Origin of the sequence: Pseudomonas sp. P867, from assembly GCF_019891455.1 — a bacterium.
Taxonomy (GTDB): Bacteria; Pseudomonadota; Gammaproteobacteria; order Pseudomonadales; family Pseudomonadaceae; genus Aquipseudomonas; species Aquipseudomonas synxantha_A.
The window spans coordinates 638,963-664,352 of record NZ_JAFLXB010000001.1 but is presented as its reverse complement, the minus strand read 5'-3'; the positions used below and the strand labels follow the sequence as shown (position 1 = coordinate 664,352).

23 protein-coding genes are annotated in these 25,390 nt (G+C 59.3%); 8 read left to right on the top strand and 15 right to left on the bottom strand.

The annotated features are described in order from the left end of the window. Position 1 precedes the first annotated feature (1 nt). The 13 genes from lpxA to rpsB form a co-directional block, all read right to left on the bottom strand. On the bottom strand, positions 2 to 778 hold the full coding sequence (gene lpxA, locus J1G33_RS03040) for an acyl-ACP--UDP-N-acetylglucosamine O-acyltransferase (RefSeq protein WP_223017669.1): 777 nt from the start codon (positions 776 to 778) through the stop codon (positions 2 to 4). Next, complete coding sequence (fabZ, locus tag J1G33_RS03035; protein WP_005785726.1) at positions 775 to 1,215, bottom strand: 3-hydroxyacyl-ACP dehydratase FabZ; 441 nt, start codon at positions 1,213 to 1,215, stop codon at positions 775 to 777. The genes lpxA and fabZ overlap by 4 nt, the downstream gene beginning before the upstream one ends. Before the next feature lie 111 nt (positions 1,216 to 1,326). Further along, positions 1,327 to 2,382 (bottom strand): UDP-3-O-(3-hydroxymyristoyl)glucosamine N-acyltransferase, encoded by a 1,056-nt coding sequence (lpxD, locus tag J1G33_RS03030; RefSeq protein ID WP_148852421.1) that lies wholly within the window; start codon positions 2,380 to 2,382, stop codon positions 1,327 to 1,329. 3 nt (positions 2,383 to 2,385) lie between these two features. After that, the gene (locus J1G33_RS03025) at positions 2,386 to 2,889 is read right to left on the bottom strand and encodes an OmpH family outer membrane protein (RefSeq protein WP_003172279.1); all 504 of its coding nucleotides are present in this window, start codon (positions 2,887 to 2,889) and stop codon (positions 2,386 to 2,388) included. Between the two features lie 45 nt (positions 2,890 to 2,934). Beyond that, positions 2,935 to 5,322: an outer membrane protein assembly factor BamA gene (gene bamA, locus J1G33_RS03020; RefSeq protein ID WP_032877372.1), complete on the bottom strand. Its 2,388-nt coding sequence runs from the start codon at positions 5,320 to 5,322 to the stop codon at positions 2,935 to 2,937. A 74-nt stretch (positions 5,323 to 5,396) separates the two neighbouring features. Beyond that, a complete protein-coding gene (gene rseP, locus J1G33_RS03015) occupies positions 5,397 to 6,749 on the bottom strand; it encodes a sigma E protease regulator RseP (RefSeq protein ID WP_223017668.1) in 1,353 nt (450 codons plus the stop codon). A gap of 51 nt (positions 6,750 to 6,800) precedes the next feature. Then, positions 6,801 to 7,991: a 1-deoxy-D-xylulose-5-phosphate reductoisomerase gene (ispC, locus tag J1G33_RS03010; RefSeq protein ID WP_216092227.1), complete on the bottom strand. Its 1,191-nt coding sequence runs from the start codon at positions 7,989 to 7,991 to the stop codon at positions 6,801 to 6,803. Next, positions 7,988 to 8,794: a phosphatidate cytidylyltransferase gene (locus J1G33_RS03005; RefSeq protein ID WP_032877374.1), complete on the bottom strand. Its 807-nt coding sequence runs from the start codon at positions 8,792 to 8,794 to the stop codon at positions 7,988 to 7,990. The genes ispC and J1G33_RS03005 overlap by 4 nt, the downstream gene beginning before the upstream one ends. Further along, complete coding sequence (gene uppS, locus J1G33_RS03000) at positions 8,795 to 9,550, bottom strand: polyprenyl diphosphate synthase (RefSeq protein ID WP_032877375.1); 756 nt, start codon at positions 9,548 to 9,550, stop codon at positions 8,795 to 8,797. It abuts the gene before it with no gap. Between the two features lie 17 nt (positions 9,551 to 9,567). Next, positions 9,568 to 10,125 (bottom strand): ribosome recycling factor, encoded by a 558-nt coding sequence (gene frr / locus J1G33_RS02995; protein ID WP_032877376.1) that lies wholly within the window; start codon positions 10,123 to 10,125, stop codon positions 9,568 to 9,570. Further along, complete coding sequence (pyrH, locus tag J1G33_RS02990; protein WP_003189161.1) at positions 10,122 to 10,865, bottom strand: UMP kinase; 744 nt, start codon at positions 10,863 to 10,865, stop codon at positions 10,122 to 10,124. Before pyrH ends, frr begins: the two co-directional genes overlap by 4 nt. 210 nt (positions 10,866 to 11,075) lie before the next feature. Beyond that, positions 11,076 to 11,939: a translation elongation factor Ts gene (gene tsf / locus J1G33_RS02985; RefSeq protein ID WP_005785711.1), complete on the bottom strand. Its 864-nt coding sequence runs from the start codon at positions 11,937 to 11,939 to the stop codon at positions 11,076 to 11,078. A gap of 191 nt (positions 11,940 to 12,130) precedes the next feature. Beyond that, entirely contained in the window at positions 12,131 to 12,868 is a 738-nt protein-coding gene (rpsB, locus tag J1G33_RS02980; RefSeq protein ID WP_003189158.1) for a 30S ribosomal protein S2, read from the bottom strand. A gap of 387 nt (positions 12,869 to 13,255) precedes the next feature. Here rpsB and map point away from each other — a divergent pair, with 387 nt between their 5' ends. The 4 genes from map to J1G33_RS02960 all read left to right on the top strand — a co-directional run bounded on the left by map (position 13,256) and on the right by J1G33_RS02960 (position 19,019). Beyond that, positions 13,256 to 14,038, top strand: a complete 783-nt coding sequence (gene map, locus J1G33_RS02975; protein WP_032877377.1) for a type I methionyl aminopeptidase — start codon at positions 13,256 to 13,258, stop codon at positions 14,036 to 14,038. Between the two features lie 66 nt (positions 14,039 to 14,104). After that, complete coding sequence (locus J1G33_RS02970; RefSeq protein ID WP_032877378.1) at positions 14,105 to 16,807, top strand: [protein-PII] uridylyltransferase; 2,703 nt, start codon at positions 14,105 to 14,107, stop codon at positions 16,805 to 16,807. Between the two features lie 143 nt (positions 16,808 to 16,950). Further along, a complete protein-coding gene (gene dapC, locus J1G33_RS02965; RefSeq protein WP_103733451.1) occupies positions 16,951 to 18,150 on the top strand; it encodes a succinyldiaminopimelate transaminase in 1,200 nt (399 codons plus the stop codon). A 125-nt stretch (positions 18,151 to 18,275) separates the two neighbouring features. After that, positions 18,276 to 19,019, top strand: coding sequence for a M12 family metallopeptidase (locus J1G33_RS02960; RefSeq protein ID WP_164699506.1), 744 nt, complete (start codon positions 18,276 to 18,278; stop codon positions 19,017 to 19,019). Here the strand turns inward: J1G33_RS02960 and J1G33_RS02955 are convergent. Then, on the bottom strand, positions 19,012 to 20,655 hold the full coding sequence (locus J1G33_RS02955) for a Na+/H+ antiporter (RefSeq protein WP_032877381.1): 1,644 nt from the start codon (positions 20,653 to 20,655) through the stop codon (positions 19,012 to 19,014). The two genes, J1G33_RS02960 and J1G33_RS02955, sit on opposite strands and share 8 nt — an antisense overlap. A 266-nt stretch (positions 20,656 to 20,921) precedes the next feature. Here J1G33_RS02955 and J1G33_RS02950 point away from each other — a divergent pair, with 266 nt between their 5' ends. The 4 genes from J1G33_RS02950 to J1G33_RS02935 all read left to right on the top strand — a co-directional run bounded on the left by J1G33_RS02950 (position 20,922) and on the right by J1G33_RS02935 (position 23,980). Continuing rightward, the gene (locus J1G33_RS02950; RefSeq protein ID WP_241092152.1) at positions 20,922 to 21,230 is read left to right on the top strand and encodes an arsenate reductase; all 309 of its coding nucleotides are present in this window, start codon (positions 20,922 to 20,924) and stop codon (positions 21,228 to 21,230) included. Between the two features lie 31 nt (positions 21,231 to 21,261). Next, positions 21,262 to 22,296, top strand: coding sequence for a 2,3,4,5-tetrahydropyridine-2,6-dicarboxylate N-succinyltransferase (gene dapD, locus J1G33_RS02945; protein ID WP_032877456.1), 1,035 nt, complete (start codon positions 21,262 to 21,264; stop codon positions 22,294 to 22,296). A 68-nt stretch (positions 22,297 to 22,364) separates the two neighbouring features. Then, complete coding sequence (locus J1G33_RS02940; protein ID WP_223017667.1) at positions 22,365 to 23,570, top strand: cysteine desulfurase; 1,206 nt, start codon at positions 22,365 to 22,367, stop codon at positions 23,568 to 23,570. Continuing rightward, positions 23,567 to 23,980, top strand: coding sequence for a SufE family protein (locus J1G33_RS02935; RefSeq protein ID WP_103733446.1), 414 nt, complete (start codon positions 23,567 to 23,569; stop codon positions 23,978 to 23,980). The genes J1G33_RS02940 and J1G33_RS02935 overlap by 4 nt, the downstream gene beginning before the upstream one ends. Positions 23,981 to 24,391: 411 nt before the next feature. On the opposite strand, the gene tcdA is transcribed toward J1G33_RS02935, so the two are convergent. Further along, on the bottom strand, positions 24,392 to 25,207 hold the full coding sequence (tcdA, locus tag J1G33_RS02930) for a tRNA cyclic N6-threonylcarbamoyladenosine(37) synthase TcdA (RefSeq protein WP_032877460.1): 816 nt from the start codon (positions 25,205 to 25,207) through the stop codon (positions 24,392 to 24,394). Positions 25,208 to 25,390: the final 183 nt, after the last annotated feature.

Genomic DNA, 25,390 nt, shown 5'->3' with positions numbered 1-25,390 from the left:
ATCAGCGTGTGATGCCGCGAGTCGACGCCTGGATCGAGTCACGGAACACCGCGACTTCCGGAAACAGGCTTGCCGGCTCGGTCAGTTCGGTCAGCGCCTTCTCAACCGTCAGCCCCTGACGGTAAACCGTCTTGTAGGCACGGCGCAGAGCGTGGATCGCCTCTTCGCTGAAACCGCGGCGGCGCATGCCTTCGAAGTTCATGCTGCGAGCCTCGGCAGGGTTGCCGAACACCGTCACGAATGCAGGGACATCCTTGCCAATGGCGGTACCCATGCCGGAAAAGCTGTGGGCGCCGATATGGCAGTACTGATGCACCAGGGTGAAACCGGACAGGATCGCCCAGTCGTCAACGTGCACATGGCCTGCCAACGCAGTGTTGTTGACCAGGATGCAATGGTTGCCGATCACGCTGTCATGGCCGATGTGCGCATAGGCCATGACCAGGTTGTGATCACCCAAAGTGGTTTCAGCGCGATCCTGTACGGTGCCGCGGTGAATGGTGACGCCTTCACGGATGATGTTGTGGTCACCGATTACCAGGCGTGTTTCTTCACCCTTGTACTTCATGTCCGGGGTGTCTTCGCCTACCGAGGAAAACTGGTAGATACGATTGTGTTTGCCAATACGGGTCGGACCTTTAAGGATCACGTGTGGCCCGATGACAGTCCCCTCGCCGATTTCCACACCTGCGCCGACGATCGACCAGGGGCCAACCTCAACGTCGGCGGCCAGTACGGCCGACGGATCGATGATTGCGCGAGGGTCAATCAAACTCATAGTTTGCGTTCCGCACAGATGATCTCGGCAGAGCATACCGGCTTGCCATCTACCGAGGCCTGGCATTCGAACTTCCAGATCTGGCGCTTGCAGCTGATGAACCTGGCTTCCAGGATCAACTGGTCACCCGGGGTGACCGGGTTGCGAAAACGCAGCTTGTCGGAGCCCACGAAATAGTAAAGCGTGCCGTCGGCAGGCTTGAGGTCGAGCATTTTGAAACCAAGGATACCGGCAGCCTGGGCCATCGCTTCGATGATCAACACGCCCGGCATGATGGGATGCGCTGGGAAGTGACCGTTGAAGAATGGTTCGTTGATGCTGACATTCTTGTAGGCACGAATGCGCTTTTCCTCGACATTGAGGTCCACTACGCGGTCCACCAGCAGGAACGGGTAACGGTGAGGCAGGTATTCGCGAATCTCGTTGATGTCCATCATTTCGGGGGGAAGCCTGTAATAAAGATTGGGGGCGGGCGAACTAATCGCACGCCCCGCTAGCAAATCAAGGAGGCAGTCTAGCGGCTGTGCACACTTGATATGGAAATGGTATCAGCCTTCAGATGAAGCATTACCGCCAGGGGTCACGTCCCCAACACGCTTTTCCAGCTGTTTGATACGTCGTGCCATGTCGTCGATCTTCCTCAAACGCGCCGCGCTCTTGCGCCATTCAGCCGCAGGTTGCATGGCGGTACCGGAAGAATAGGCCCCCGGCTCGGTAATCGAGTGAGTCACCATGGTCATGCCGGTGATGAAGACGTTGTCGCAAATATCGATATGCCCCACCAGCCCGACGCCGCCGGCGAGCATGCAATGCTTGCCGATCCTGGTACTGCCGGAGATACCCACGCAGGCCGCCATGGCGGTGTGATCGCCAATCTGCACGTTGTGGGCGATCTGGATCTGGTTGTCGAGCTTCACGCCGTTACCGATCACCGTATCGGCCAAAGCCCCGCGATCCACCGCAGTGTTTACACCGATCTCCACATCGTCGCCGATCAATACGCCGCCGACCTGGGCAATCTTGTGCCAGACACCTTTGGCGTTGGCAAAGCCAAAGCCTTCGCCGCCGATAACAGCGCCGGACTGAATGACCACACGCTGACCAATACGCACATCGTGGTAGAGGGTTACACGTGGGGCCAGCCAACCATTGGCACCGATTTCACAGCGTGCGCCGATAAAGCAGTGGGCGCCCACGGTGACACCTGCACCAATACGCGCCCCGCTCTCGATCACTGCAAACGCACCGATGCTGGCCGCAGGGTCAACCTGGGCATCATCGGCAATTACCGCCGATGGGTGAATGCCACCGGCCGCTTTCGGCTTGGGATCGAACAGGTGTGACGCCTTGGCGTACGACAGGTACGGGTCGGCCACCACCAGCGCATCCCCGATAAACCCTTCAGCGTCAGCGGCCTTCAGCAACACGGCTGCGGCCTGGCAATCAACCAGGTATTTACGGTATTGGGGATTTGCGAGGAAGCTCAACTGAGCTGGGCCAGCCTCCTGCAAGGTGGCTAGCCCAGTGATTTCTTTCTCCGGGGAGCCACGCAAGGTGGCTCCCAGGAACTCGGCCAACTCGCCGAGTTTGATAGTCGCAGTCATGGCTTACTTCAGCTGGTTCATGCGCTCGATCACCTGACGGGTGATGTCGTATTGAGGCTTGACGTCAATCACGGCGCCGCGCTCGAACACCAGGTCGAAGGCACCCTTCTTGATGACTTCTTCCACGGCGCTGTCGAGCTTGGGCTTGAGCTGCTTGAGCATTTCACGGTCGGCAACAGCCTTGGCTTCGTTCAGCTCCTTGGACTGGAACTGGTAGTCACGAGCCTTTTGCTTGAATTCAAGCTCCAGACGCTCGCGCTCGCCTTGCTGCATCTTGTCGCCACCGGCTACCAGACGATCCTGGATGCCCTTGGCGCTGCTTTCCAAGGTTTTGAGCTTGGTCAGTTGCGGACCGAATTTCTTCTCGGCATCCACGGCGTACTTCTTGGCCGCGTCGGATTCCAGCAGAGCCATCTGATAGTTCAGGACGGCGATTTTCATTTCGGCGAAGGCCGGGGTGGTTACCAGCACAGTGGCCAGCAGGACCAATTGAGTCAACTTACGCACGATGTACTCCTACAGAATCCGTTGTCGTTATCTTGGGTCAGACGCTTAGAACGTCTGGCCGAGGGAGAATTGGAAAATCTGGGTTTCAGCGTTATCCGGTTTCTTGATCGGCATGGCCAGAGCAAAGCTCAACGGGCCCAGCGCAGTCACCCAGGTCACACCCACACCCACGGAGCTCGCCAGGTTGCTGAGGCTCACGTCGTTGCATTGGGTGTTGGACCGCGAACCGTTCGGGTTGGTGACTTGTTCACACTTGGAGTCGAACACGTTACCCACGTCCCAGAAGACTGAGGTGCGCAGCGAACGCTGGTCCTTGACGAATGGCAGCGGGAACAGGATCTCTGCACCACCCTGGATCAGCACGTTACCACCGAATGGCAGCGGGTCGTTGTCGTCGTCACGTCGAGTTCCGACGTTACCGGTGTCAGCAAAACCACGGCTTGGCGTACCACGCGGCCCCAAAGTACTGTCCTTGAAGCCACGTACCGAGTTGAAACCACCGGCGTAGTAGTTCTCATAGAACGGCAAGCCATCAGTGGAACCATAACCGTCGCCATAACCCAGCTCTGTGTGCAGGCGCATGGTGTAGTTATCGCTCAACGGCTGGAACAACTGGCCGCGGTAATCGAGTTTGAAGAACGACAGGTCGCTGCCCGGCGTGGTGACTTCCGCAGTCAGGCTCTGGGAATGACCACGGGTTGCCAGCACACCTTTGTTCAGGGTCGACTCGGACCAGCCGGCAGACGCCTTGAAGTTCAGGAACTTGTCGCCTTCACGACGGGTGAAGTCAAAGATCTCGTCCACAGTGTACACACCGGTCTTGATCTCATCCTGTTGCGCAGTGATGCCAAAGGTCAGGCGCGAGGTTTCGCTGATCGGGTAACCGATGTTTGCGCCCACACCCAGGCTGTCGATCGCATAGCTTGCAACGTCGACGTCGAGGTCTTTGTAGTCGGTGGTGCGGTAGAAGGCGTTATAGCCCAGGCTCACACCGTCAGCTGTCCAGTAGGGGTCGACATAACCGAAGTTATAGCGGCTCTGGTATTCGCTTCGGGTCAGGCCGATGGAAACCTTGTTACCGGTACCGAGGAAGTTGTTCTGGGTGATCGAGCCACCCAGGATCAGGCCGGCGCTCTGTGCGAAACCGACGCTGGCGGTGATCGAGCCCGAAGCTTGCTCTTCAACGGCGTAGTTCACGTCAACCTGGTCATCCACACCCGGTACGGCCGGGGTTTCGACGTTGACTTCCTTGAAGAAGCCCAGACGCTCAAGACGGGTCTTGGACTGGTCGATCAGGTAGGTCGAAGCCCAGCCACCTTCCATCTGACGCATTTCACGACGCAGCACTTCGTCCGCAGACTTGGTGTTGCCACGGAAGTTGATGCGGTTTACGTAGGCGCGCTTGCCAGGATCGACGACGAAGGTGATGTCTACCGTGTGATCTTCATCATTCGGGGTCGGCACGCCGTTGACGTTGGCGAAGGTATAGCCTTCGTTACCCAGGCGGCGGGTGATCAGTTCGGAGGTAGTGGTCATCAGCTTGCGCGAGAACACCTGATCCTTCTGCACCAGCAGCAGGGACTTGACCTGGTCCTCAGGGACTTTCAGGTCGCCGCTGAGCTTGACGTCACGAACCTTGTACTTCTCGCCTTCGTTGACGTTCACGGTGATATAGACGTGCTTCTTGTCCGGGGTGATGGACACCTGGGTCGAAGCGATGTCCATGTTGATGTAGCCACGGTCCAGGTAGTAGGAGCGCAGGCGTTCAAGGTCACCGGAAAGTTTTTCACGGGCGTATTTGTCATCGTTCTTGAAGAACGACAGCCAGTTGGTGGTCTTGAGCTCGAACAGGTCGATCAGGTCGTCATCAGCGAATTTGGTGTTGCCCACCACGTTGATGTGCTGAATGGCCGCGACGGTACCTTCGTTGATGTTGACCTTGAGGCCCACACGGTTACGAGGCTGCGGGATCACTTCGGTTTCCACGGTCGCGGAGTAGCGGCCCTGGGCAACGTACTGGCGTTGCAGTTCGTTACGCACACCCTCAAGGGTCGCGCGCTGGAAGATCTCGCCTTCGGCCAGGCCGGATTGCTTCAGACCCTTCATCAGGTCTTCAGTGGAGATGGCCTTGTTACCTTCGATCGCGATACTCGCAACGGAAGGTCGTTCGACGACCGTGATGACCAGGACGTTGCCTTCGCGACCCAGTTGGATATCTTGAAAGAACCCGGTTTTGAACAGCGCACGAGTGGATTCCACCAGGCGACGATCATCCGCCTGTTCCCCGACGTTCAACGGCAAGGCACCAAAGACGCTACCCGCGGAAACCCGCTGGAGGCCGTTGACGCGAATATCGGAGATGGTGAAGGACTCGGCGTGAACTTCGGCGATCATCAATACGGTGAGAACCGCAGTTAGCAGCAGACGTTTCATGAAGTCCTTTCTTATTCCAACTGGCAATAAACAAACTGCCGCAAAATGCGGCAGATTCGCAATTCAGCGAAGCGTTACAGTCGTCCCAGATCGTTGACCAGAGCTAACAACATCACCCCGACCACCAAACTGATACCGATCTGTATCCCCCAACCCTGCACCCGATCCGACAAGGGGCGACCACGCACCCACTCGACCAGATAAAACAGCAGATGCCCCCCATCCAATACTGGAATGGGCAGCAAATTCAGAACCCCAAGGCTAATACTCAGATAAGCCAGGAAATTCAGGAAATCCGCGACACCCGACTGGGCAGAAGCGCCCGCCACTTTAGCAATGGTTATCGGTCCACTCAAGTTTTTTACCGAGAGCTCACCGAACAACATTTTCTTGAGGGATTCGAGGGTCAGTACGCTCATGGTCCAGGTGCGTTTCGCACCCTCGCCAATCGCGGCCAAAGGCCCGAAGCTGACCTCTCGAACCATCGATGGCGGCCATTCGACACCTTTGACCCCGGCACCCAGGTAACCCCCGGCCGCCTTGGCCTCCCCGCGAACCGACAAGGTCACGGGAACGTCGATTTGAGCACCCTCGCGCTCAACTTTCAGCACAATTCTGGTATCAGGACGCACACGTACCAGGTCGACCACTTGCTGCCAGTCACCCAGCGCCTGGCCATCGAGGGCCAGCAGGCGATCACCGGTTTTCAGGCCTGCGGCCTGGGCCGGACCTTTCGGATCCAGCTCAGCCAGTACCGGCGGCAAGGCCGGACGCCAAGGACGAATCCCCAGGGATTTGATCGGATCAGGCTCATCGGCGCCCTTGAGCCAGTGGTCCAGAGCCAACACCCGCGGGGTTTCGGCACTGGAATCCTGGTCACGCACCACCACATTGACGGTGCCACTTTCACCCAGGCGGCGCACCAACTGCAAATTGACCGCGCCCCAACCGGTGGTCGGCTCGCCATCAATGGAAACAATTTCCTGCCCTGCCACCAAGCCGGCCCTGGACGCGATGCTGTCCGCCTCGACTGCACCGATGACCGGGCGCACCTGCTGGCTGCCCATCATGGCCAGAACCCAGAAGAACACCATTGCCAACAGGAAGTTGGCGATCGGACCCGCTGCAACAATTGCGATACGCTGACGAACGGTCTTGCGATTGAAAGACTGATCCAATTGATCAGCCGGCACTTCACCTTCGCGCTCATCGAGCATCTTGACGTAGCCACCCAACGGGATAGCGGCAATCACGAACTCGGTGCCACGACGATCATGCCAGCGCAACAATGGCATGCCGAAACCAACGGAAAAGCGCAATACCTTGACGCCGCAACGACGCGCCACCCAGAAGTGGCCGAATTCGTGGAAGGTAACCAGCACACCCAGAGCAACCAGGGTGCCGACAATCATGTAGAGCGCACTCATCTAATTTCTCCGCATTTCAATCCGATGCCTGAAGGCTCAAACGCGCCCACCCTAACGTGTGTCGCGATCCAGCCATTGCTGGGCCAAGGCTCGGGCCTTGGTATCAGCCTCAAATACCGCTCCCAGGTCATTTACAGCCACGACTGGCTCAAGATTCAGGACGTCCTCGATGATACTCGCGATCTGTGGAAAGCGGATGCGCCGTTCGAGAAACGCCGCCACGGCCACTTCATTGGCCGCATTGAGCATGGCCGGCGCGCTGTTACCCGCCTCGGCCGCTTGCCGCGCCAGGCGCAGGCACGGAAAACGCTGCTCGTCCGGGGCTTCGAAGTCCAGGCGCGCAATCGCAAACAGATCCAGGGGCGCCACGCCGGAATCGATCCGCTCCGGCCAGGCCAAGGCATTGGCGATCGGCGTGCGCATATCCGGGTTGCCCAACTGCGCCAACACCGAACCGTCCACGTAATCGACCAGGGAGTGGATCACGCTTTGCGGGTGAATCACCACCTCGACCTGATCAGGCCGTGCATCGAACAACCAGCACGCCTCGATCAGCTCCAGGCCTTTGTTCATCATGCTCGCCGAATCCACGGAAATCTTGCGCCCCATGGACCAGTTCGGATGAGCGCAGGCCTGATCGGGAGACACATGCTCAAGCTCAGCCAGCGGAGTCTGCCGGAAGGGACCACCGGACGCCGTCAGCAGAATCCGACGCACACCGACCTGGCTCAAGCCGCGGGCGAAATCCCCGGGCATGCACTGGAAGATTGCGTTGTGCTCGCTGTCCAGCGGCAGCAGGACCGCCCCACTCTTGCGCACGGCTTGCATGAAGAGTGCGCCAGACATGACCAGGGCTTCTTTATTGGCCAACAGAATTTTCTTGCCGGCATCGACTGCCGCCAGGGTAGGACGCAACCCCGCCGCGCCGACAATCGCCGCCACCACGGTATCCACATCGGCGTCGGCCGCCACCTGGCACAACCCCGCCTCCCCGACCAGCACCTGGGTGGTCAACCCCGCAGCCCGCAGATCATCCTGCAGCCCACGGGCCGCCGCGGCCTCAGGCACTACGGCAAAGCGCGGTGAGTGGCGCACGCACAAGGCCAGTAATTCGCGCAAACGCGTGAAGCCGGTCAGGGCGAAAACCTGGTAACGATCCGGGTGACGAGCGATGACATCCAGGGTACTCAGCCCCACGGAGCCGGTCGCGCCCAGTACGGTAACCTGCTGCAGGCCGTTCACGAAGCGATCATCCACAGCAACACCGCGAAGATCGGCAGCGCGGCAGTGAGGCTGTCGATGCGATCCAGCACGCCACCATGACCCGGCAGCAGGTTACTGCTGTCCTTGATCCCGGCCTGGCGCTTGAACATGCTCTCGGTGAGGTCACCCACCACCGAGATAAACACGACGATAGCGGTGCCCAGCAAGGCCAGTAGAACCTCTTTCACCGACCAGTCACGCACCAAACCGACCACCAGCGTGATCAGCAGCGTCAAGGCCAGGCCACCGTATACGCCTTCCCAGCTCTTGCCCGGGCTGACGGCCGGAGCCAACTTGCGCTTGCCAAATGCGCGACCAGAGAAGTAGGCGCCGATATCGGCCCCCCATACCAGCACCATCACGGCCAGGATCAATTCATTACCGATGGGGTAGCGCTTGATTTCCACCAGCCCTTGCCAGGCCGGCAGCAGGATCAGCAAGCCGATCACCAGCTTGCAGGCCACGCTGGACCATTGACCGCTGGTGCGTGGGTAAGTCAGCACCAGGAATGTTGCCAACGCCCACCACAGCACCGCCGCCCCCAATACCCAGGGTGCGATGTCCGGCAGGATGTACATCAGGAACAACAACACCGCGACCACTGCGGCGTACGCCACGCGCGGCAACTGGTTGCCGAAGCCTGCCAGGCGCGCCCATTCCCAGGCACCCAGGCTCACGACCAGGCCGATGAACAGCGCAAAGCCGGAGCCTTCAAGCAGGAAAAAACCGCACAAGGCAATCGGCAGCAGGATCAGCGCCGTGATGATTCGTTGTTTAAGCATTTAAACCCGGGCTCCAGCTTCGATCTGCTCGCTCGTTTTACCGAAACGACGCTGACGGGAAGCGAAATCGGCCAGCGCATTGCGCATGGCATCGTGTTTGAAGTCCGGCCAGAACAGGTCGGAGAAGTACAACTCGGTATAGGCTAGCTGCCACAACAGGAAATTGCTGATGCGATGCTCGCCACCGGTACGGATACACAAGTCCGGCAACGGCAGGTCGCCGGTCACCAGGCAGGTTTGCAACAGTTCGGGCGTGATGTCGTCGGGGCGCAGATGGCCGGCCTGCACTTCGCGGGCAAGCCGTTGCGCAGCCTGGGCGATATCCCACTGGCCGCCGTAATTGGCTGCGATCTGCAGCACAAAACGATTACTGCCTGCGGTGATAGCCTCGGCTTCGCGCATGGCCACTTGCAGTTCCGGGTGGAACCGCGAGCGATCACCAATGATGCGCAGACTGATGTTGTTGTCATTGAGGCGCTTGGCCTCACGACGCAGCGCCTTGAAAAACAGGTCCATCAAGGCACTGACTTCGTCGGCGGGCCGCTGCCAGTTCTCACTGGAAAAGGCGAACAAGGTCAACACTTCGACCTTGGCCTCGGCGCACACCTCAATCACCGCCCTTACCGCGTCAACACCCGCTTTATGCCCGGCAACACCCGGCATAAAGCGTTTTTTCGCCCAGCGATTATTCCCATCCATGATGATCGCGACATGGCGCGGCACCACGGAGGGCACAGTCTGCTTGGTCTTTTCCATAAAGGCGTCCTGACCCCTTATACGGCCATCAGGTCCTTTTCTTTTTCTTCGGTAGCCTGGGTGATCTTGGCTTCGGCGTCCTTGGTCAACTTGTCGATATCAGCAACGGCACGACGCTCTTCGTCTTCGCTGATTTCCTTGTCCTTGACCAGCTTCTTCAGGTCACCCAACGCATCGCGACGGATGTTACGCACGGCAACGCGCGCATCTTCAGCGGCACTGCGCGCCTGCTTGGTGAAGCCCTTGCGGGTTTCTTCGGTCAGGGCTGGCATGGAGATCAACAACAACTCGCCGAGGTTGGTCGGGTTGAGGTTCAGACCGGCGCTCTGGATCGCCTTGTCGACTGCCGCGAGCATGTTGCGCTCGAAGGCCACGACTTGCAGGGTGCGCGAGTCCTTCACGGTCACGTTGGCCACGCCGCTGAGCGGGGTGTCGGAACCGTAGTAAGGCACCATCACGCTGCCCAGGATGCTCGGGTGCGCCTTGCCGGTACGGATCTGACCAAATGCATGGCTCAGGGATTCCAGGGATTTCTGCATACGCGCCTGGGCGTCTTTCTTGATTTCATTGATCATTGTTGGCCTTCCTCGATCAGAGTTCCTTCCGCGCCGCCGTGTACGATATTCAGCAGGGCGCCAGGCTTGTTCATGTTAAATACGCGCAGCGGCATCTTGTGGTCGCGGCACAGGCAGATAGCAGTCAGGTCCATCACACCCAGCTTGCGATCCAGCACTTCATCGTAGGTCAGATGATCGAACTTCTCGGCATGCGGGTCTTTGAATGGGTCTGCAGTGTATACGCCATCTACCTTGGTGGCTTTGAGCACCACGTCGGCATCGATTTCGATAGCGCGCAGGCACGCCGCCGAATCCGTGGTGAAGAACGGGTTGCCTGTGCCAGCGGCAAAGATCACCACTTCCTTGGAGTTCAGGTGGCGCATGGCTTTGCGGCGATCGTAGTGATCGGTCACGCCAACCATGGAGATAGCCGACATCACGATGGCCGAGATATTGGCACGCTCCAGGGCGTCGCGCATGGCCAGGGCGTTCATCACAGTGGCCAGCATGCCCATGTGGTCGCCAGTGACCCGATCCATACCGGCCGCACTCAGTGCCGCGCCGCGGAACAGATTGCCGCCGCCGATCACCAGGCCGACCTGCACACCGATACCGACCAATTGGCCGACTTCCAGCGCCATGCGGTCAAGCACCTTGGGGTCGATCCCGAACTCTTCCGAGCCCATCAGGGCCTCGCCGCTGAGCTTGAGTAGAATGCGTTTATAGCGAGCCTGATAACCACTGCCCTGCTGAGCCATTGCGAATCTCTCCTGCGGCGTATTTTTTAAAAATTCTTGGCGAGCCGTTTACGGCTTGCGTTCACTCTAGCTGGACGCTGTCACAGCGCCATCGGAACACGGCTTTGTAAGCCAGTTCCGAGAGGAAACCAAATAAAATTGGCCTTCCCATTTGAAAAGAGGCTGCGCGCGTGAGCGGGCAGCCTCTTTCGGCGACAGTTTGGGACTGTCTTATTGCTTGGCGGCAGCCAGCTGGGCAGCAACTTCTTCAGCGAAGTTGTCGACCGGCTTCTCGATGCCTTCGCCTACTTTGAAGTAAGTGAAGGAAACGATTTCAGCACCGGCTTTCTTGGCCAGTTCGCCAACCTTGATTTCAGGGTTCTTGACGAACGCCTGCTCAACCAGGCTTGCTTCGGCCAGGAACTTGCTGATACGGCCTTTGACCATGTTCTCAACAATGTTTTCTGGCTTGCCTTTGATTTTTTCTTCGTTCAGCTGCAGGAACACAGCTTTTTCGCGCTCGATCGCTTCGGCAGACACTTCCGAAGGCAGCAGGAACTCAGGGTTGCTCGCAGCAACGTGCATAGCGATGTCTTTGGCCAGCTCAACGTCGCCGCCTTTCAGAACAACTGCTACACCGATTTTGTTGCCGTGCAGGTAACCACCAACAACATCACCTTCAACGCGAACCAGGCGACGGATGTTGACGTTTTCGCCAACCTTGCCGACCAGTACCAGACGAGCTGCTTCTTGAGCTTCGATCAGAGGCTCAACAGTGGTCAGCTTGTCAGCGAAGGCTTTTTCGACGCTGGCAGCAACGAATGCCTTGAAGTCATCCTGCAGAGCCAGGAAGTCGGTCTGCGAGTTGACTTCCAGCAGAACGGCGGATTTGCCGTCTTCTTTCAGGGCGATAGCGCCTTCAGCAGCGACGTTGCCTGCTTTCTTGGCAGCCTTGATGGCGCCGGAAGCACGCATGTCATCAATGGCTTTTTCGATGTCGCCGCCGGCCTTGGTCAAGGCCTTTTTGCAATCCATCATGCCTTCGCCGGTACGCTCACGCAGTTCTTTAACCAACGCTGCAGTAATCTCTGCCATTTCAAAATCCTCTTGGATAGGTTTTCAACCATTCCACCCGATCAAACGGGCGATCAATTCTTCCCGAATTTCCGTTGTAGGCCGCTGCACGTTACAAATGATGTAGCTGCGCTGCCGACAAATGGTTTTCGAGGTGGCAAAAAGGGGGCCAAGCCCCCTTTTTGCTTACTGAGTCAACGCCAGGGCGTCAGTTACTCAGCGGCAGCTACCGGAGCTTCTTCAACGAACTGCTCGGTACCGCCAGCAACGTGGTTGCGACCACGGATTACAGCGTCAGCCATCGAACCCATGTACAGCTGGATAGCGCGGATTGCGTCATCGTTGCCTGGGATGATGTAGTCAACGCCTTCCGGGCTGCTGTTGGTATCGACTACGCCGATAACCGGGATGCCCAGCTTGTTGGCTTCGGTGATCGCGATGCGCTCGTGATCAACGTCGATAACGAACAGTGCGTCAGGCAGACCGCCCATGTCCTTGATACCACCCAGGGAACGATCGAGCTTTTCCAGGTCACGGGAGCGCATCAGCGCTTCTTTCTTGGTCAGCTTGGCGAAAGTACCGTCTTCGGCTTGCACTTCAAGGTCACGCAGACGCTTGATGGAAGCACGGATGGTTTTGAAGTTGGTCAGCATGCCGCCCAACCAGCGGTGATCGACGTACGGCGAACCGCAACGTGCTGCTTCTTCAGCAACGATCTTGCCAGCGGAACGCTTGGTGCCGACGAACAGGATCTTGTTTTTGCCCTGGGCCAGACGCTCTACGAAAGTCAGAGCTTCGTTGAACATTGGCAGGGTTTTTTCAAGGTTGATAATGTGAATCTTGTTACGCGCGCCGAAAATGTATTTACCCATTTTCGGGTTCCAGTAACGGGTCTGGTGACCGAAGTGCACACCGGCCTTCAGCATATCGCGCATGTTGACTTGGGACATGATAGTTCCTTAATAAGTCGGGTTTGGCCTCCACGTATCCCAATGACCAACCAGCGGCATCAAGGCCTCCGGCACCCAGGTCATCGTGTCGACACGTGTGTGGATTTAAGCTTTTCGGGGTATCCCCGGAAAGCGGCGCATTTTATACCACAGCAAGGGCGAAAACGAAACCCGCAATCACACCTGACCGCAGCGATCTGTGCGCAAGCCGTTGAATAGAGCGGATTTACCCCCACCCTATAGATAGAAGCGATCGTCAGGGGCTCATGGTTTACCGCCCGCGTCTGTTAGAATCGCGTTTTTTGTGGCTTGTGCGAATTCAGCAACCTTTTGTCGCACGCCCGTAAACCGTATTGATTTCAGCGCGTCGCGCTAGAGAGAGCCTGTATGACCGTTAGTTTGAAAACCGCCGAAGACATCGCCGGCATGCGCATCGCCGGCAAACTGGCCGCCGACGTGCTGGAAATGATTGCAGAGCATGTAAAGCCGGGCGTCACCACCGAAACCCTGAACCAGATCTGCCACGACTATATCGTCAATGTGCAAAAGGCCATCCCTGCGCCGCTGAACTACAAAGGCTTCCCCAAGTCGATCTGCACCTCGGTCAACCACGTGGTGTGCCACGGCATTCCCGGTGACAAGCCGTTGAAGGACGGCGACACCCTGAACATCGACGTCACCGTGATCAAGGACCGCTACTTCGGCGACACCAGTCGCATGTTCCACGTCGGCAACGTGCCGGTCTGGGCCGAGCGCCTGTCCCAGGTGACCCAGGAATGCATGTACAAGGCCATCGAAATCGTCAAGCCAGGCTGCCGCCTGGGTGACATCGGTGAAGTGATCCAGAAGCACGCCGAAAAGAACGGCTTCTCGGTGGTGCGCGAATTCTGCGGCCACGGCATCGGCACCGTGTTCCACGAAGAACCACAGATCCTGCACTACGGCCGCGCCGGCACCGGCATGGAACTCAAGGCAGGCATGACCTTTACCATCGAGCCGATGATCAACCAAGGCAAGGCCGATACCAAGGTGCTGGGCGACGGCTGGACCGCTATCACCAAGGACCGCAAGCTCTCGGCCCAGTGGGAACACACGCTGCTGGTCACCGAAACCGGCTACGAGATCTTCACGTTGCGCGCAGACGACACCATTCCTCGCGTTTCGGCGTGAGGGTTGCTTCGGTTTTCCAGCTTCAACCGTGTGACTGACTCAATAGATAGATAGGAAAGCCGACCGATGCCCCAGGTGGATCCCGAACTCTTCGACCGTGGCCAGTTCCAGGCCGAGCTGGCATTGAAGGCGAGCCCCATCGCCGCCTTCAAGAAAGCCATCCGCCAGGCGCGCGAGGTGCTCGACGCGCGTTTTCGCAGTGGTCGGGACATCAGACGACTGATCGAGGACCGCGCCTGGTTCGTCGATAACATCCTGCAGAAAGCCTGGGAACAGTTCAGCTGGAGTGCAGACGCCGATATCGCCCTGGTGGCGGTCGGCGGCTACGGTCGCGGCGAACTGCACCCCTACTCCGACATCGACCTGTTGATCCTGCTGGACAGCGCCGACCACGAAACCTTTCGTGATTCCATCGAGCGTTTTCTGACATTGCTGTGGGACATCGGCCTGGAAGTCGGCCAGAGCGTGCGCTCGGTGGATGAATGCGCCGAAGAGGCCCGTGCTGACTTGACGGTGGTCACCAACCTGATGGAAAGCCGCACCATCTGCGGCCCCGAGCGCCTGCGCCAGCGCATGCTCGAAGTCACCAGCACCGCACACATGTGGCCGAGCAAGGATTTCTTCCTGGCCAAGCGCGCCGAACAGAAGGCGCGGCACCACAAGTACAACGACACCGAATACAACCTGGAACCCAACGTCAAAGGGTCCCCGGGCGGGCTGCGGGATATCCAGACGATTTTGTGGGTGGCGCGCCGCCAATACGGCACGCTGAACCTGCGCGCCCTGGCTGGCGAAGGCTTCCTGGTGGAGAGCGAAAACACCCTGCTGGCCTCGTCCCAGGAGTTCCTGTGGAAGGTGCGCTACGCCCTGCACATGCTCGCCGGGCGCTCCGAGGACCGCCTGCTGTTCGATCACCAACGCTCCATCGCCACCCTGCTGGGCTTTGAGGGCGAAGACGCGAAGACCAGCATCGAAAGCTTCATGCAACAGTACTACCGGGTGGTCATGAGCATTGCCCAGCTCAGCGACCTGATCATCCAGCACTTCGAGGAGGTGATCCTGGCCCCCGAAGACGAAGCGCCGCCGCAGCCGATCAATGCGCGCTTCCAACTGCATGACGGTTATATCGAAGCACGTAACGACAACGTGTTCCGCCGCACCCCGTTCGCCATGCTGGAAATCTTCGTGCTGATGGCCCAGCAGCCGGACATCAAAGGCGTGCGCGCCGATACTATCCGTTTGCTGCGGGAAAACCGTCACCTGATCGACGACGAATTTCGCAACGACATCCGCAATACCAGCCTGTTTATCGAACTGTTCAAGTGCCGCATCGGCATCCACCGCAACCTGCGGCGCATGAACCGCTACGGCATTCTCGGGCGCTACCTGCCGGAGTTCGGCTTTATCGTCGGGCAAATGCAGCACGACCTGTTCCACATCTACACCGTCGATGCCCACACCCTGAACCTGATCAAGCACCTGCGTAAGTTGCAGTACACCCAGGTGTCAGAGAAATTCCCACTGGCCAGTAAACTGATGGCCAAGCTGCCCAAGCCTGAGCTGATCTACCTGGCGGGCCTGTATCACGACATCGGCAAGGGTCGCCATGGCGATCACTCGGAAATCGGTGCAGTGGACGCCGAAGCCTTCTGCCAGCGTCACCAGTTACCCCTGTGGGACAGCCGTCTGATCGTCTGGCTGGTGCAAAACCATCTGGTGATGTCGACCACTGCCCAGCGCAAGGATTTGTCCGATCCACAGGTAATCCACGATTTCGCAGGAATCGTCGGCGATGAAACCCGTCTCGACTATCTTTATGTGCTGACCGTCTCCGACATCAACGCCACCAACCCCACGTTGTGGAACTCCTGGCGCGCCAGCCTGTTGCGCCAGCTGTACACCGAGACCAAGCGCGCCCTGCGCCGCGGCCTGGAGAACCCGGTGGACCGCGAAGAGCAGATCCGCCGCACCCAAAGTGCGGCCCTGGATATTCTGGTACGCGGTGGTAACGACCCGGACGACGTCGAACAGCTCTGGTCGCAACTGGGCGACGACTATTTCCTGCGCCACACCGCCGGCGACGTGGCCTGGCACAGCGATGCGATCCTGCAGCAGCCGGCCGACGGTGGCCCGCTGGTATTGATCAAGGAAACCACCCAGCGCGAATTCGAAGGCGGCACGCAGATCTTCATCTACGCGCCGGACCAGCACGACTTTTTCGCCGTGACCGTGGCCGCCATGGACCAGCTCAACCTGAACATCCATGACGCTCGGGTCATCACCTCCAGCAGCCAGTTCACCCTCGACACCTACATCGTGCTCGACACCGACGGCGACTCTATTGGCGATAACCCGGCGCGGGTGAAAAAGATCCGCGAAGGCCTCACCGAAGCCCTGCGCAACCCGGACGATTACCCAACCATCATCCAACGCCGGGTACCACGCCAGCTCAAGCATTTTGCCTTTGCGCCCCAGGTGACCATCTCCAACGACGCGCAGCGACCGGTGACGGTGCTGGAACTCAGCGCGCCGGATCGCCCGGGCCTGCTGGCGCGCATCGGCGGGATTTTCCTGGAGTTCGACCTGTCGTTGCAGAACGCCAAGATTGCGACCCTCGGCGAACGGGTGGAAGACGTGTTCTTCATCACCGACGCTGATAACCAGCCGCTGTCCGACCCTGAGCTGTGTCGCCGCCTGCAGGATGCGATCGTGGAACAATTGAGCGTGACCCAGGAACCCGGCGTTGAGCTGACCCGACTGACTATTTGAATTCTTAACTTTGTGAACACGAGTCATGTGGGAGCTGGCTTGCCTGCGATGCAGACACCTCGGTCCGTCAGGTCGACCGCAGTGATGCCATCGCAGGCAAGCCAGCTCCCACAGGGGCCGCGCTCACCGTGATAGAGGCTTATATGAACAACGCCCTTAACCAGTTGCAGCCCTACCCTTTCGAGAAACTGCGCGCCCTGCTCGGCAGCGTGACGCCGAACCCAGACAAACGCCCGATTGCACTGTCCATCGGCGAACCCAAGCACAAGTCCCCGACCTTTGTCGCCGAGGCGCTGAGCAACAACCTCGACCAGATGGCGGTGTACCCCACCACGCTGGGCACCCCTGCCCTGCGTGAAGCCATCGGCGCCTGGTGCGAACGCCGCTTCAATGTGCCCAAGGGCTGGTTGGACCCGGCGCGTAACATCCTGCCGGTCAACGGCACCCGTGAAGCCCTGTTCGCCTTCACCCAGACCGTGGTTAACCGTGGCGACGATGCGCTGGTGGTTAGCCCCAACCCGTTTTACCAAATCTACGAAGGCGCCGCGTTCCTGGCCGGGGCCAAGCCGCATTACCTGCCGTGCCTGGATAGCAATGGCTTCAACCCGGACTTCGACGCCGTCTCCCCCGACATCTGGAAACGTTGCCAAATCCTGTTCCTGTGCTCCCCAGGCAACCCGACCGGCGCGCTGATTCCCGTCGACACACTGAAAAAACTCATCGCCCTGGCCGACGAATACGACTTCGTGATCGCCGCCGACGAATGCTACAGCGAGCTGTACTTCGACGAACAAACCCCGCCGCCGGGCCTGCTCAGTGCCTGCGTCGAGCTGGGGCGCCAGGACTTCAAGCGTTGCGTGGTATTCCACAGCCTGTCCAAGCGTTCCAATCTGCCGGGCCTGCGTTCGGGCTTCGTGGCCGGCGACGCCGACATCCTCAAGGCCTTTTTGCTGTACCGCACCTACCATGGTTGCGCGATGCCGGTGCAAACCCAGCTAGCCAGCATCGCTGCCTGGCAGGACGAGGCCCATGTACTGGCCAACCGTGACCTGTACCGCGAAAAGTTCGATGCGGTGCTGGCGATCCTCAAACCGGTGCTGGATGTACAAAGCCCGGACGGCGGCTTCTATCTGTGGCCGAAGGTGAACGGTGACGACGCGGACTTCTGCCGCGATCTGTTTGTGGAAGAACATGTGACGGTAGTACCGGGCTCTTACCTGTCCCGCGAAGTCGACGGTTTCAACCCAGGCGCAGGGCGTGTGCGCCTGGCATTGGTTGCGCCATTGGCCGAATGTGTCGAAGCGGCTGAGCGGATTCGCGATTTCATACAGCGCCGCGTTTGAGTTTCAAGCCGCTCCCACACCGTGGGAGCGGCCATTACCGATGTATCTTGCAACCCATCAATGGGAACAAAGCCTGTTAAATGCTCCACCCACGTTCATCTGGTACACACGCTCAGGTGAACGACATGCCCCCCACCATCCCAACCCGTCCCGTTTCTCCTCACTCCGTGAGCGCACCTCACAGTAGAGCCAAACGCGGCGTCGCCATGCCGGACAAACTATGGCCTCAACATTCAGTGCTGACCATCTCGCGACTGAACATGACACAGGAACAAAAGGATCTGGTACAGCACAACATCAATAAATGGGCGCCGCACACTAACCTCTACTTGAAATTTATTGACAGCCCTAACGGTGACATACGCATTACTGCAGACAATAACAGTCACGCCGGATGGTCAAGCGTGGGAACCGATGCAAAAAACGTCCCCCTCTCCAAACCGACCATGAGTATTGGCTTCAAAGATTCACCGGACAGCATTGCCGCGACGGTTCAACACGAATTCGGCCACGCCCTGGGTTTGAAGCATGAGCACCAGCATCCGGATCGCACACTGGACCTGAATAGACAGAATATCTATGACGAGTACGAGTCGCGTAGGCAATTCAGCTATGAGGCCGATAACAATATCATCAGGACTTTTTCACGCCCCCAGGTAACAGCCTCTGCAAACTATGATGACAAATCCATCATGCACTATGGCTTTCCTGCTTCAAGACTCAACAGTGGTCCCCCCATCCCGCGCAACTTCAAACTGTCTGAAGACGATAAAAAGTTCATGCAGTCGCTCTATCCAGAAGATAAAACTCTCTTGGGCAAACTGCTCAATTCAAGCATCCGGGCAATGATCAGTTCCAGCCCTACTTAACACTTCCCAAGTTCGCTTCACTCATATCCAGATCCGCCAATACCTCGCGCAGTACATCGTCGCCAATCTGATGCTGGCGACTCAAACGGTAGAGCTCCAGGCGCTGCGCACGTAGCGCCTTGAGCCTCAGCCTGCGCTCCAGTTGATCCATTTGCAGCGCCAGTGCCTGAGCCTCGGCCGAGTCATTGAATACGTCCAACTGATGACGATACTCCGCCATCAGCCGCGCCTTGAGCTCGGTGGCCAATGCAGCCTGAGCGGCATCCGGCGTTTCGGCTTCGACGGGTTCTTCGACCTCCAACGCATGGATCGCCGCCACGGCGGTCTTTTTCCAGGCCTCGCGCACTTCGTTGTGGCGCTTCTCATCCGGACTTTTCTCCACGCCACGCAACAGCAACGGCAGGGCAATGCAAGCGGCGACCAGCGATAGCAGGATGACCCCGGCGGCGATAAAGATCAGCAGGTCACGCTCAGGGAAATCCTGGCCCGGCGCCAGCAGCAAGGGCACCGACATGACACCCGCCAACGTCACCGCACCGCGGACACCGCCGACGGTCAGCAACCAGCAGGAGCGCGCCGTCGGCACCAGGGTCAGCGCGCTTTTGCCACGCAGCCTGCGCAGCAACCCCGACAGCCGCCAGATGCTCTGCACCCAGATAAACCGCAGCACCACCAGCACCAGAAAGATCGCCACCACGTCCAGGCAGCGGTACAACAGGGTGGGCCACAGGGTGGTTTCGTGGCTGACCACAGCCTTGATGATGTCCGGCAGTTGCAGGCCGAGCAGCAGGAAAATCAGGCCATTGAAGGCAAACTCCAGCAGCGACCAGACGCTGCGGTTGAGCAACCGCGTACTGGTCTGGCGCGGCAGCAGGTCGAGCCAGCTCTGCATCATGCCCGCCGCCACCGCCGACAAAATGCCCGAAGCGCCCAGACGCTCAGCCAACACGTAGGCAGCAAAGGGCAACAACAGCATGAACACCACATGGGTCGCGGGGTCATCCCAGCCCCGTGCAATCATCCACGCGCGCAGACGGCCGACCAGCCAGCTCAACGCCACCCCGACCGCCAAGCCGCCCACGGCGACCAATACAAAGGTCAGGCTGGCATCCGCCAGGGAAAACACCCCGGTCAACGCCGCCGCCAGGGCAAACTTGAAGGTCACCAGGCCTGACGCGTCATTCATCAGCGCCTCGCCTTGAAGCATGTGCATCAGCGGTTTAGGCAAGCGATTCTGAGAAATGGCCGACACCGCCACGGCATCCGTCGGGGATAAAACCGCCGCAAGGGCAAAGGCCACCGGCAAGGGGATCGAGGGCAGCAACCAATGAATGAAGTAGCCGGCGCCGACCACGGTAAACAGCACCAGGCCCACCGCCAATGTCAGAATCGGGCCACGCAGGCGCCACAATTCGCGCTTGGGCATGCGCCAGCCATCGGAAAACAACAGCGGCGGCAGGAACAGAAACAGGAACAGCTCCGGGTCCAACGCCACATGCAGCCCCAATGTGGGCCAGGCCAGCAAGGCGCCGGCGGCAATCTGTAGCAAGGGCAACGGTAGCGGGATGATGCGTCCGACCAGACGCGAAAAGCTGACCAGCATCAGCAGGATAAGAACGGTGTAGGCGGTTTGCATAACGCGGGTTTCCCGGACAATCGACTTGCAACGACACATCAGGCAACAACTGGCCGTTGAAGTGCCATATTACCCCGCTATGTTACTCGCCTAAGCCGCGCACCGGCTTTTGCACAAAAGTCGCAGGATGCTGACGAGCGGCGCCGAAACCGGCTGGTCGTGGCATAATCCGTGATCTTTCATTTTTCATTGGTCCAAAGGGGGGCAATTCCTTGACCGCTTCAAGCAAAACCCTGCACCTTTTCGGCATCAAAGCCTGCGACACCATGAAAAAGGCGCGCACCTGGCTCGATGAGCACGCGCTGAGCTACGAGTTCCATGACTACAAAACGGCCGGTATCGACCGTGAACACTTGACCCAATGGTGCAACGAGCACGGTTGGCAGGTGGTTTTGAACCGTGCGGGCACCACCTTTCGCAAACTCGAAGACGAACGCAAAGCCGATCTCGATCAGTCGAAAGCCATTGAATTGATGCTCGCACAACCCTCGATGATCAAGCGCCCAGTGCTCGATCTCGGTGACAGAACCCTGATTGGCTTCAAGCCAGATAGTTATTCGGCGGCCCTCAAGTAGGCCAGCCTTCCATTTTTGTAGAGGTAACAGCATGTCCAATTCCCTGTTCAGCCTGGGCTTCGGCGTCGGCACTCAGAACCGCCAAGGCGCTTGGCTGGAAGTGTTTTACGCACAACCGTTGCTCAACCCGTCGGCCGAGATCGTTGCCGCCATTGCGCCGATCCTGGGTTACACCGAGGGCAACCAGGCGATCACGTTCACCATCAGCCAAGCGCTGCAACTGGCAGATGCACTCAAGAACGTCGACGCCACTCAAGCCGCGCTGCTGAATCGCCTGGCTGAAAGCCACACCCCACTGGTTGCCACACTGCTGGCCGAAGACGCCGCGCTGACCTCCACGCCAGAGGCCTACCTCAAGCTGCACTTGCTGTCCCATCGCCTGGTCAAGCCTCACGGCCTGAACCTGGCAGGCGTGTTCCCGCAGTTGCCGAACGTGGCCTGGACCAGCCAGGGCGCCATCGACATCGCCGAACTTGCCGAGCGCCAGCTCGAAGCGCGTCTGCGTGGCGAGCTGCTGGAAGTGTTCTCGGTGGACAAGTTCCCGAAAATGACCGACTACGTGGTACCGGCCGGCGTGCGCATCGCTGACGCTGCGCGTATCCGCCTGGGCGCCTACGTGGGCGAAGGCACTACCGTGATGCACGAAGGCTTCGTCAACTTCAACGCCGGCACCGAAGGCCCAGGCATGATCGAAGGCCGTGTATCGGCAGGCGTGTTCGTCGGCAAGGGTTCGGACCTGGGCGGCGGCTGCTCTACCATGGGCACCCTGTCGGGCGGCGGCAATATCGTGATCAAGGTGGGCGAAGGCTGCCTGATTGGCGCCAACGCCGGCACCGGTATCCCGTTGGGCGACCGCAACACCGTGGAGTCGGGCCTGTACATCACCGCCGGCACCAAGGTTGCGCTGCTTGACGAGCAGAACCAGTTGGTCAAGGTGGTCAAGGCGCGCGAGTTGGCCGGTCAACCGGACCTGCTGTTCCGCCGCAATTCCGAGACCGGTGCCGTGGAGTGCAAAACCCACAAATCGGCCATCGAACTGAACGAAGCGCTGCACGCTCACAACTAAGCAGCCACTCGATGCCACTAGCGGGCCGCACCTTCGGGTGCGGCCCGCTTATACGAGTCTTGATCACCATGCTTGTGCCCTCCCCCTGGCGCGCCGATTTCCCGGCGATCGCCACCCTGCAAAGGCAAGACCAGACCTATCTGGACAGCGCCGCCACCGCCCAAAAACCCCAGGCCCTGCTGGATGCCATCAGCCATTACTACGCCAATGGCGCAGCCAATGTGCACCGCGCCCAGCATTTGCCGGGGGCCCATGCGACCCAAGCCTTTGAGGACAGTCGCAGCAAGGTCGCGCAGTGGTTGAATGCAGGCGACAGCGGGCAGGTCGTATTCACCCACGGCGCAACCTCTGCGCTGAACCTCTTGGCCTATGGCCTTGAGCACCTATTCAATGCGGGCGATGAGATAGCCATCAGTGCCCTGGAACACCACGCCAACCTGTTGCCCTGGCAGCAATTGGCCAAACGGCGTGCGCTGACGCTGGTGGTATTGCCCCTGGACGATGACGGCGTGATCGATCTGCAAGCCGCCGCATCATTGATCGGCCCGCGCACGCGCCTGCTGGCGGTGAGCCAGTTGTCCAACGTGCTGGGCACCTGGCAGCCGCTGGAAGCGCTACTGACACTGGCCCAGGCAAACGGTGCCCTGACTGTTGTGGATGGCGCCCAAGGCATCGTGCATGGTCGCCACGACGTACAGGCCCTGGGCTGCGATTTCTACGTATTTTCCAGCCACAAGCTCTACGGCCCGGACGGCGTCGGCGTGCTGTTCGGTCGCAACGCTGCCCTGCATCACCTGCGCCACTGGCAGTTTGGCGGCGAGATGGTGCAGCAGGCAGATTATCAAGGCGCCAGCTTCCGCCCTGCCCCACTGGGGTTCGAAGCCGGCACGCCGCCCATTGCCGGCGTGATCGGCCTGGGTGCCACCCTGGATTACCTGAGCTCACTGGATCAGCACGCCGTGACCGCCCATGAAGCGGCACTGCACGACTATTTGCTGCGCGGGCTGAAAGCACGCAATGGCGTGCGCGTACTGGGATCACCGCAAGCAGCGCTGGTGAGCTTTGTGGTGGACGGTGTGCATAACGCCGACCTGGCTCACCTGTTGACCGAGCAAGGCATCGCCGTGCGCGCCGGGCATCACTGTGCAATGCCACTGCTCAAGGCCTTGCACTTATCCGGCGCCATTCGAGTGTCCCTGGCGCTGTACAACGACTCCGATGACCTGGAGCGCTTCTTTGAAGCGTTGGACCAGGCGCTGGATATGTTGCGATGAGCTTGCCAGTGGACGCGATGGCTGCGCTGCAGGCATTCCAGGCTGTCGGCGGTTGGGAGCAGCGCGCGCGGATGCTGATGCAATGGGGCGAGCGACTGCCCGCGTTGGCGGATGATGAAAAGGTCGACGCCAACCTGGTGCAAGGCTGTGAAAGCCTGGTGTGGTTGGTGGGGCATTTGCAGGACGGCCATTGGCAGTTTGCTGCCAGCAGCGAGGCGCGAATGATTCGCGGGTTGGTGGCGCTGTTGCTGGCGCGGGTCAATGGGTTGTCGGCTGATGAACTGCAAGCGGTGGATTTGCCGGGTTGGTTTGCACAACTGGGCCTGTCCCGGCAGCTGTCACCATCGCGCACCAACGGCTTGAATGCAGTCCTGCAACGTATGCGCGAACTAAGCCATACACACAACTGAATGTGGGAGGGGGCTTGCTCCCGATGGCGGCGTATCAGCCACCAGATCTATCAATCTGACACTCCAACTTGATAGCAACCGACGGTAACCACGATGCGAAGCGAGCCGCTCTTGATCTCGATCTTAGGCGCCCCGTTAAACCACGCTGGCCCAAATCCATGGCGGATTGCGGGCACACCGAGCCTAAGCGAGGTGCCGAGTGGTGGGGCAAGAGCCCTTTTGGTTACTTTTGGCTGGGCCGGCATTCCGGGCTCTTTTCCAAAAGTGACCCGCTGTAAAAGCGGAACCAATAGCGGCCGTTACCTAAATAACGGATATGTACTCGGTCTAATCCAACATCCTGGTCGGCCCTGAGGCCGCCATCGGGAGCAAGCCCCCTCCCACATTTTGAACGGTGTGAAACTCTGAGACTCAGAGGGGCTTGACCCGCTCCGAAGGTCTGCGCACCCCAGCCACAATCTTGTCCACCGCCTTGGTCGCCGCCACCATCCCGAAGGTAGCCGTGACCATCATCACCGCGCCAAACCCGCCCGCGCAGTCCAACTTTACGCCGTCGCCAACAAAACTCTTCTGCAAACAGATGCTGCCGTCCGGCTTCGGATAGCGCAGTTGCTCGGTGGAAAACACGCACGGCACGCTGTAATGACGGGTGACGGTGCGCGAGAAACCGTAGTCGCGGCGCAGGGTGGAGCGCACCTTCGAGGCCAGCGGGTCATTGAAGGTGCGGTTCAGGTCGCACACCTGGATCAGCGTCGGGTCAATCTGCCCGCCAGCGCCGCCGGTGGTGATGATCTGGATCTTGCGGCGCTTGCACCAGGCAATCAGCGCCGCCTTGGCGTTGACGGCGTCGATGCAGTCGATCACGCAGTCGATATTCGGGGTGATGTACTCCGCCATGGTGTCGCGGGTGACGAAATCCGCCACGGCATGCACGGTGCAATCCGGGTTGATGCCTCGCAGGCGCTCGGCCATCACTTCGACCTTGGGCTTGCCCACGGTGCTGTCCAGGGCGTGCAACTGGCGGTTGCTGTTACTCACGCAGACATCGTCCAGGTCAAACAGCGAAATCTCGCCCACCCCGCAACGGGCGATCGCTTCCGCCGCCCAGGAGCCCACGCCGCCGACGCCGACAATCGCCACATGGGCCGCTTTCAAGCGTTCCAGCCCTTCGATGCCGTACAAGCGGGCGACGCCTGCAAACCGCGGATCTTCTGTACTCATGATCATTACCCCAAAAACCGGCGCGCATTATGGACTACAGCGCGACAAGTTCGAAGCTTCCAGCTACAAGTAAAGAACTTAGGTGGACTTTCGCAGACTAACGTCCGGCTTTTCTCTGTCTGCTATACGCTCAGGGAAAGGCCGGTGTAGGATGCGCGCCGTTCGGCGTAGGCCGACACCTCTTTTCGT

What these genes read in the sequence shown, in the direction of transcription:
- J1G33_RS02940 (WP_223017667.1), top strand. Translation starts at nt 22,365, where the DNA reads ATGCTTGTGCCCTCCCCCTGGCGCGCCGATTTCCCGGCGATCGCCACC.
- map (WP_032877377.1), top strand. Translation starts at nt 13,256, where the DNA reads ATGACCGTTAGTTTGAAAACCGCCGAAGACATCGCCGGCATGCGCATC.
- tsf (WP_005785711.1), bottom strand. Translation starts at nt 11,939, where the DNA reads ATGGCAGAGATTACTGCAGCGTTGGTTAAAGAACTGCGTGAGCGTACC.
- frr (WP_032877376.1), bottom strand. Translation starts at nt 10,125, where the DNA reads ATGATCAATGAAATCAAGAAAGACGCCCAGGCGCGTATGCAGAAATCC.
- fabZ (WP_005785726.1), bottom strand. Translation starts at nt 1,215, where the DNA reads ATGATGGACATCAACGAGATTCGCGAATACCTGCCTCACCGTTACCCG.
- dapD (WP_032877456.1), top strand. Translation starts at nt 21,262, where the DNA reads ATGTCCAATTCCCTGTTCAGCCTGGGCTTCGGCGTCGGCACTCAGAAC.
- J1G33_RS02955 (WP_032877381.1), bottom strand. Translation starts at nt 20,655, where the DNA reads ATGCAAACCGCCTACACCGTTCTTATCCTGCTGATGCTGGTCAGCTTT.
- J1G33_RS02970 (WP_032877378.1), top strand. Translation starts at nt 14,105, where the DNA reads ATGCCCCAGGTGGATCCCGAACTCTTCGACCGTGGCCAGTTCCAGGCC.
- lpxA (WP_223017669.1), bottom strand. Translation starts at nt 778, where the DNA reads ATGAGTTTGATTGACCCTCGCGCAATCATCGATCCGTCGGCCGTACTG.
- J1G33_RS02960 (WP_164699506.1), top strand. Translation starts at nt 18,276, where the DNA reads ATGCCCCCCACCATCCCAACCCGTCCCGTTTCTCCTCACTCCGTGAGC.
- J1G33_RS02950 (WP_241092152.1), top strand. Translation starts at nt 20,922, where the DNA reads ATGAAAAAGGCGCGCACCTGGCTCGATGAGCACGCGCTGAGCTACGAG.
- bamA (WP_032877372.1), bottom strand. Translation starts at nt 5,322, where the DNA reads ATGAAACGTCTGCTGCTAACTGCGGTTCTCACCGTATTGATGATCGCC.
- pyrH (WP_003189161.1), bottom strand. Translation starts at nt 10,865, where the DNA reads ATGGCTCAGCAGGGCAGTGGTTATCAGGCTCGCTATAAACGCATTCTA.
- lpxD (WP_148852421.1), bottom strand. Translation starts at nt 2,382, where the DNA reads ATGACTGCGACTATCAAACTCGGCGAGTTGGCCGAGTTCCTGGGAGCC.
- tcdA (WP_032877460.1), bottom strand. Translation starts at nt 25,207, where the DNA reads ATGATCATGAGTACAGAAGATCCGCGGTTTGCAGGCGTCGCCCGCTTG.
- dapC (WP_103733451.1), top strand. Translation starts at nt 16,951, where the DNA reads ATGAACAACGCCCTTAACCAGTTGCAGCCCTACCCTTTCGAGAAACTG.
- rpsB (WP_003189158.1), bottom strand. Translation starts at nt 12,868, where the DNA reads ATGTCCCAAGTCAACATGCGCGATATGCTGAAGGCCGGTGTGCACTTC.
- J1G33_RS03005 (WP_032877374.1), bottom strand. Translation starts at nt 8,794, where the DNA reads ATGCTTAAACAACGAATCATCACGGCGCTGATCCTGCTGCCGATTGCC.
- uppS (WP_032877375.1), bottom strand. Translation starts at nt 9,550, where the DNA reads ATGGAAAAGACCAAGCAGACTGTGCCCTCCGTGGTGCCGCGCCATGTC.
- J1G33_RS02935 (WP_103733446.1), top strand. Translation starts at nt 23,567, where the DNA reads ATGAGCTTGCCAGTGGACGCGATGGCTGCGCTGCAGGCATTCCAGGCT.
- rseP (WP_223017668.1), bottom strand. Translation starts at nt 6,749, where the DNA reads ATGAGTGCGCTCTACATGATTGTCGGCACCCTGGTTGCTCTGGGTGTG.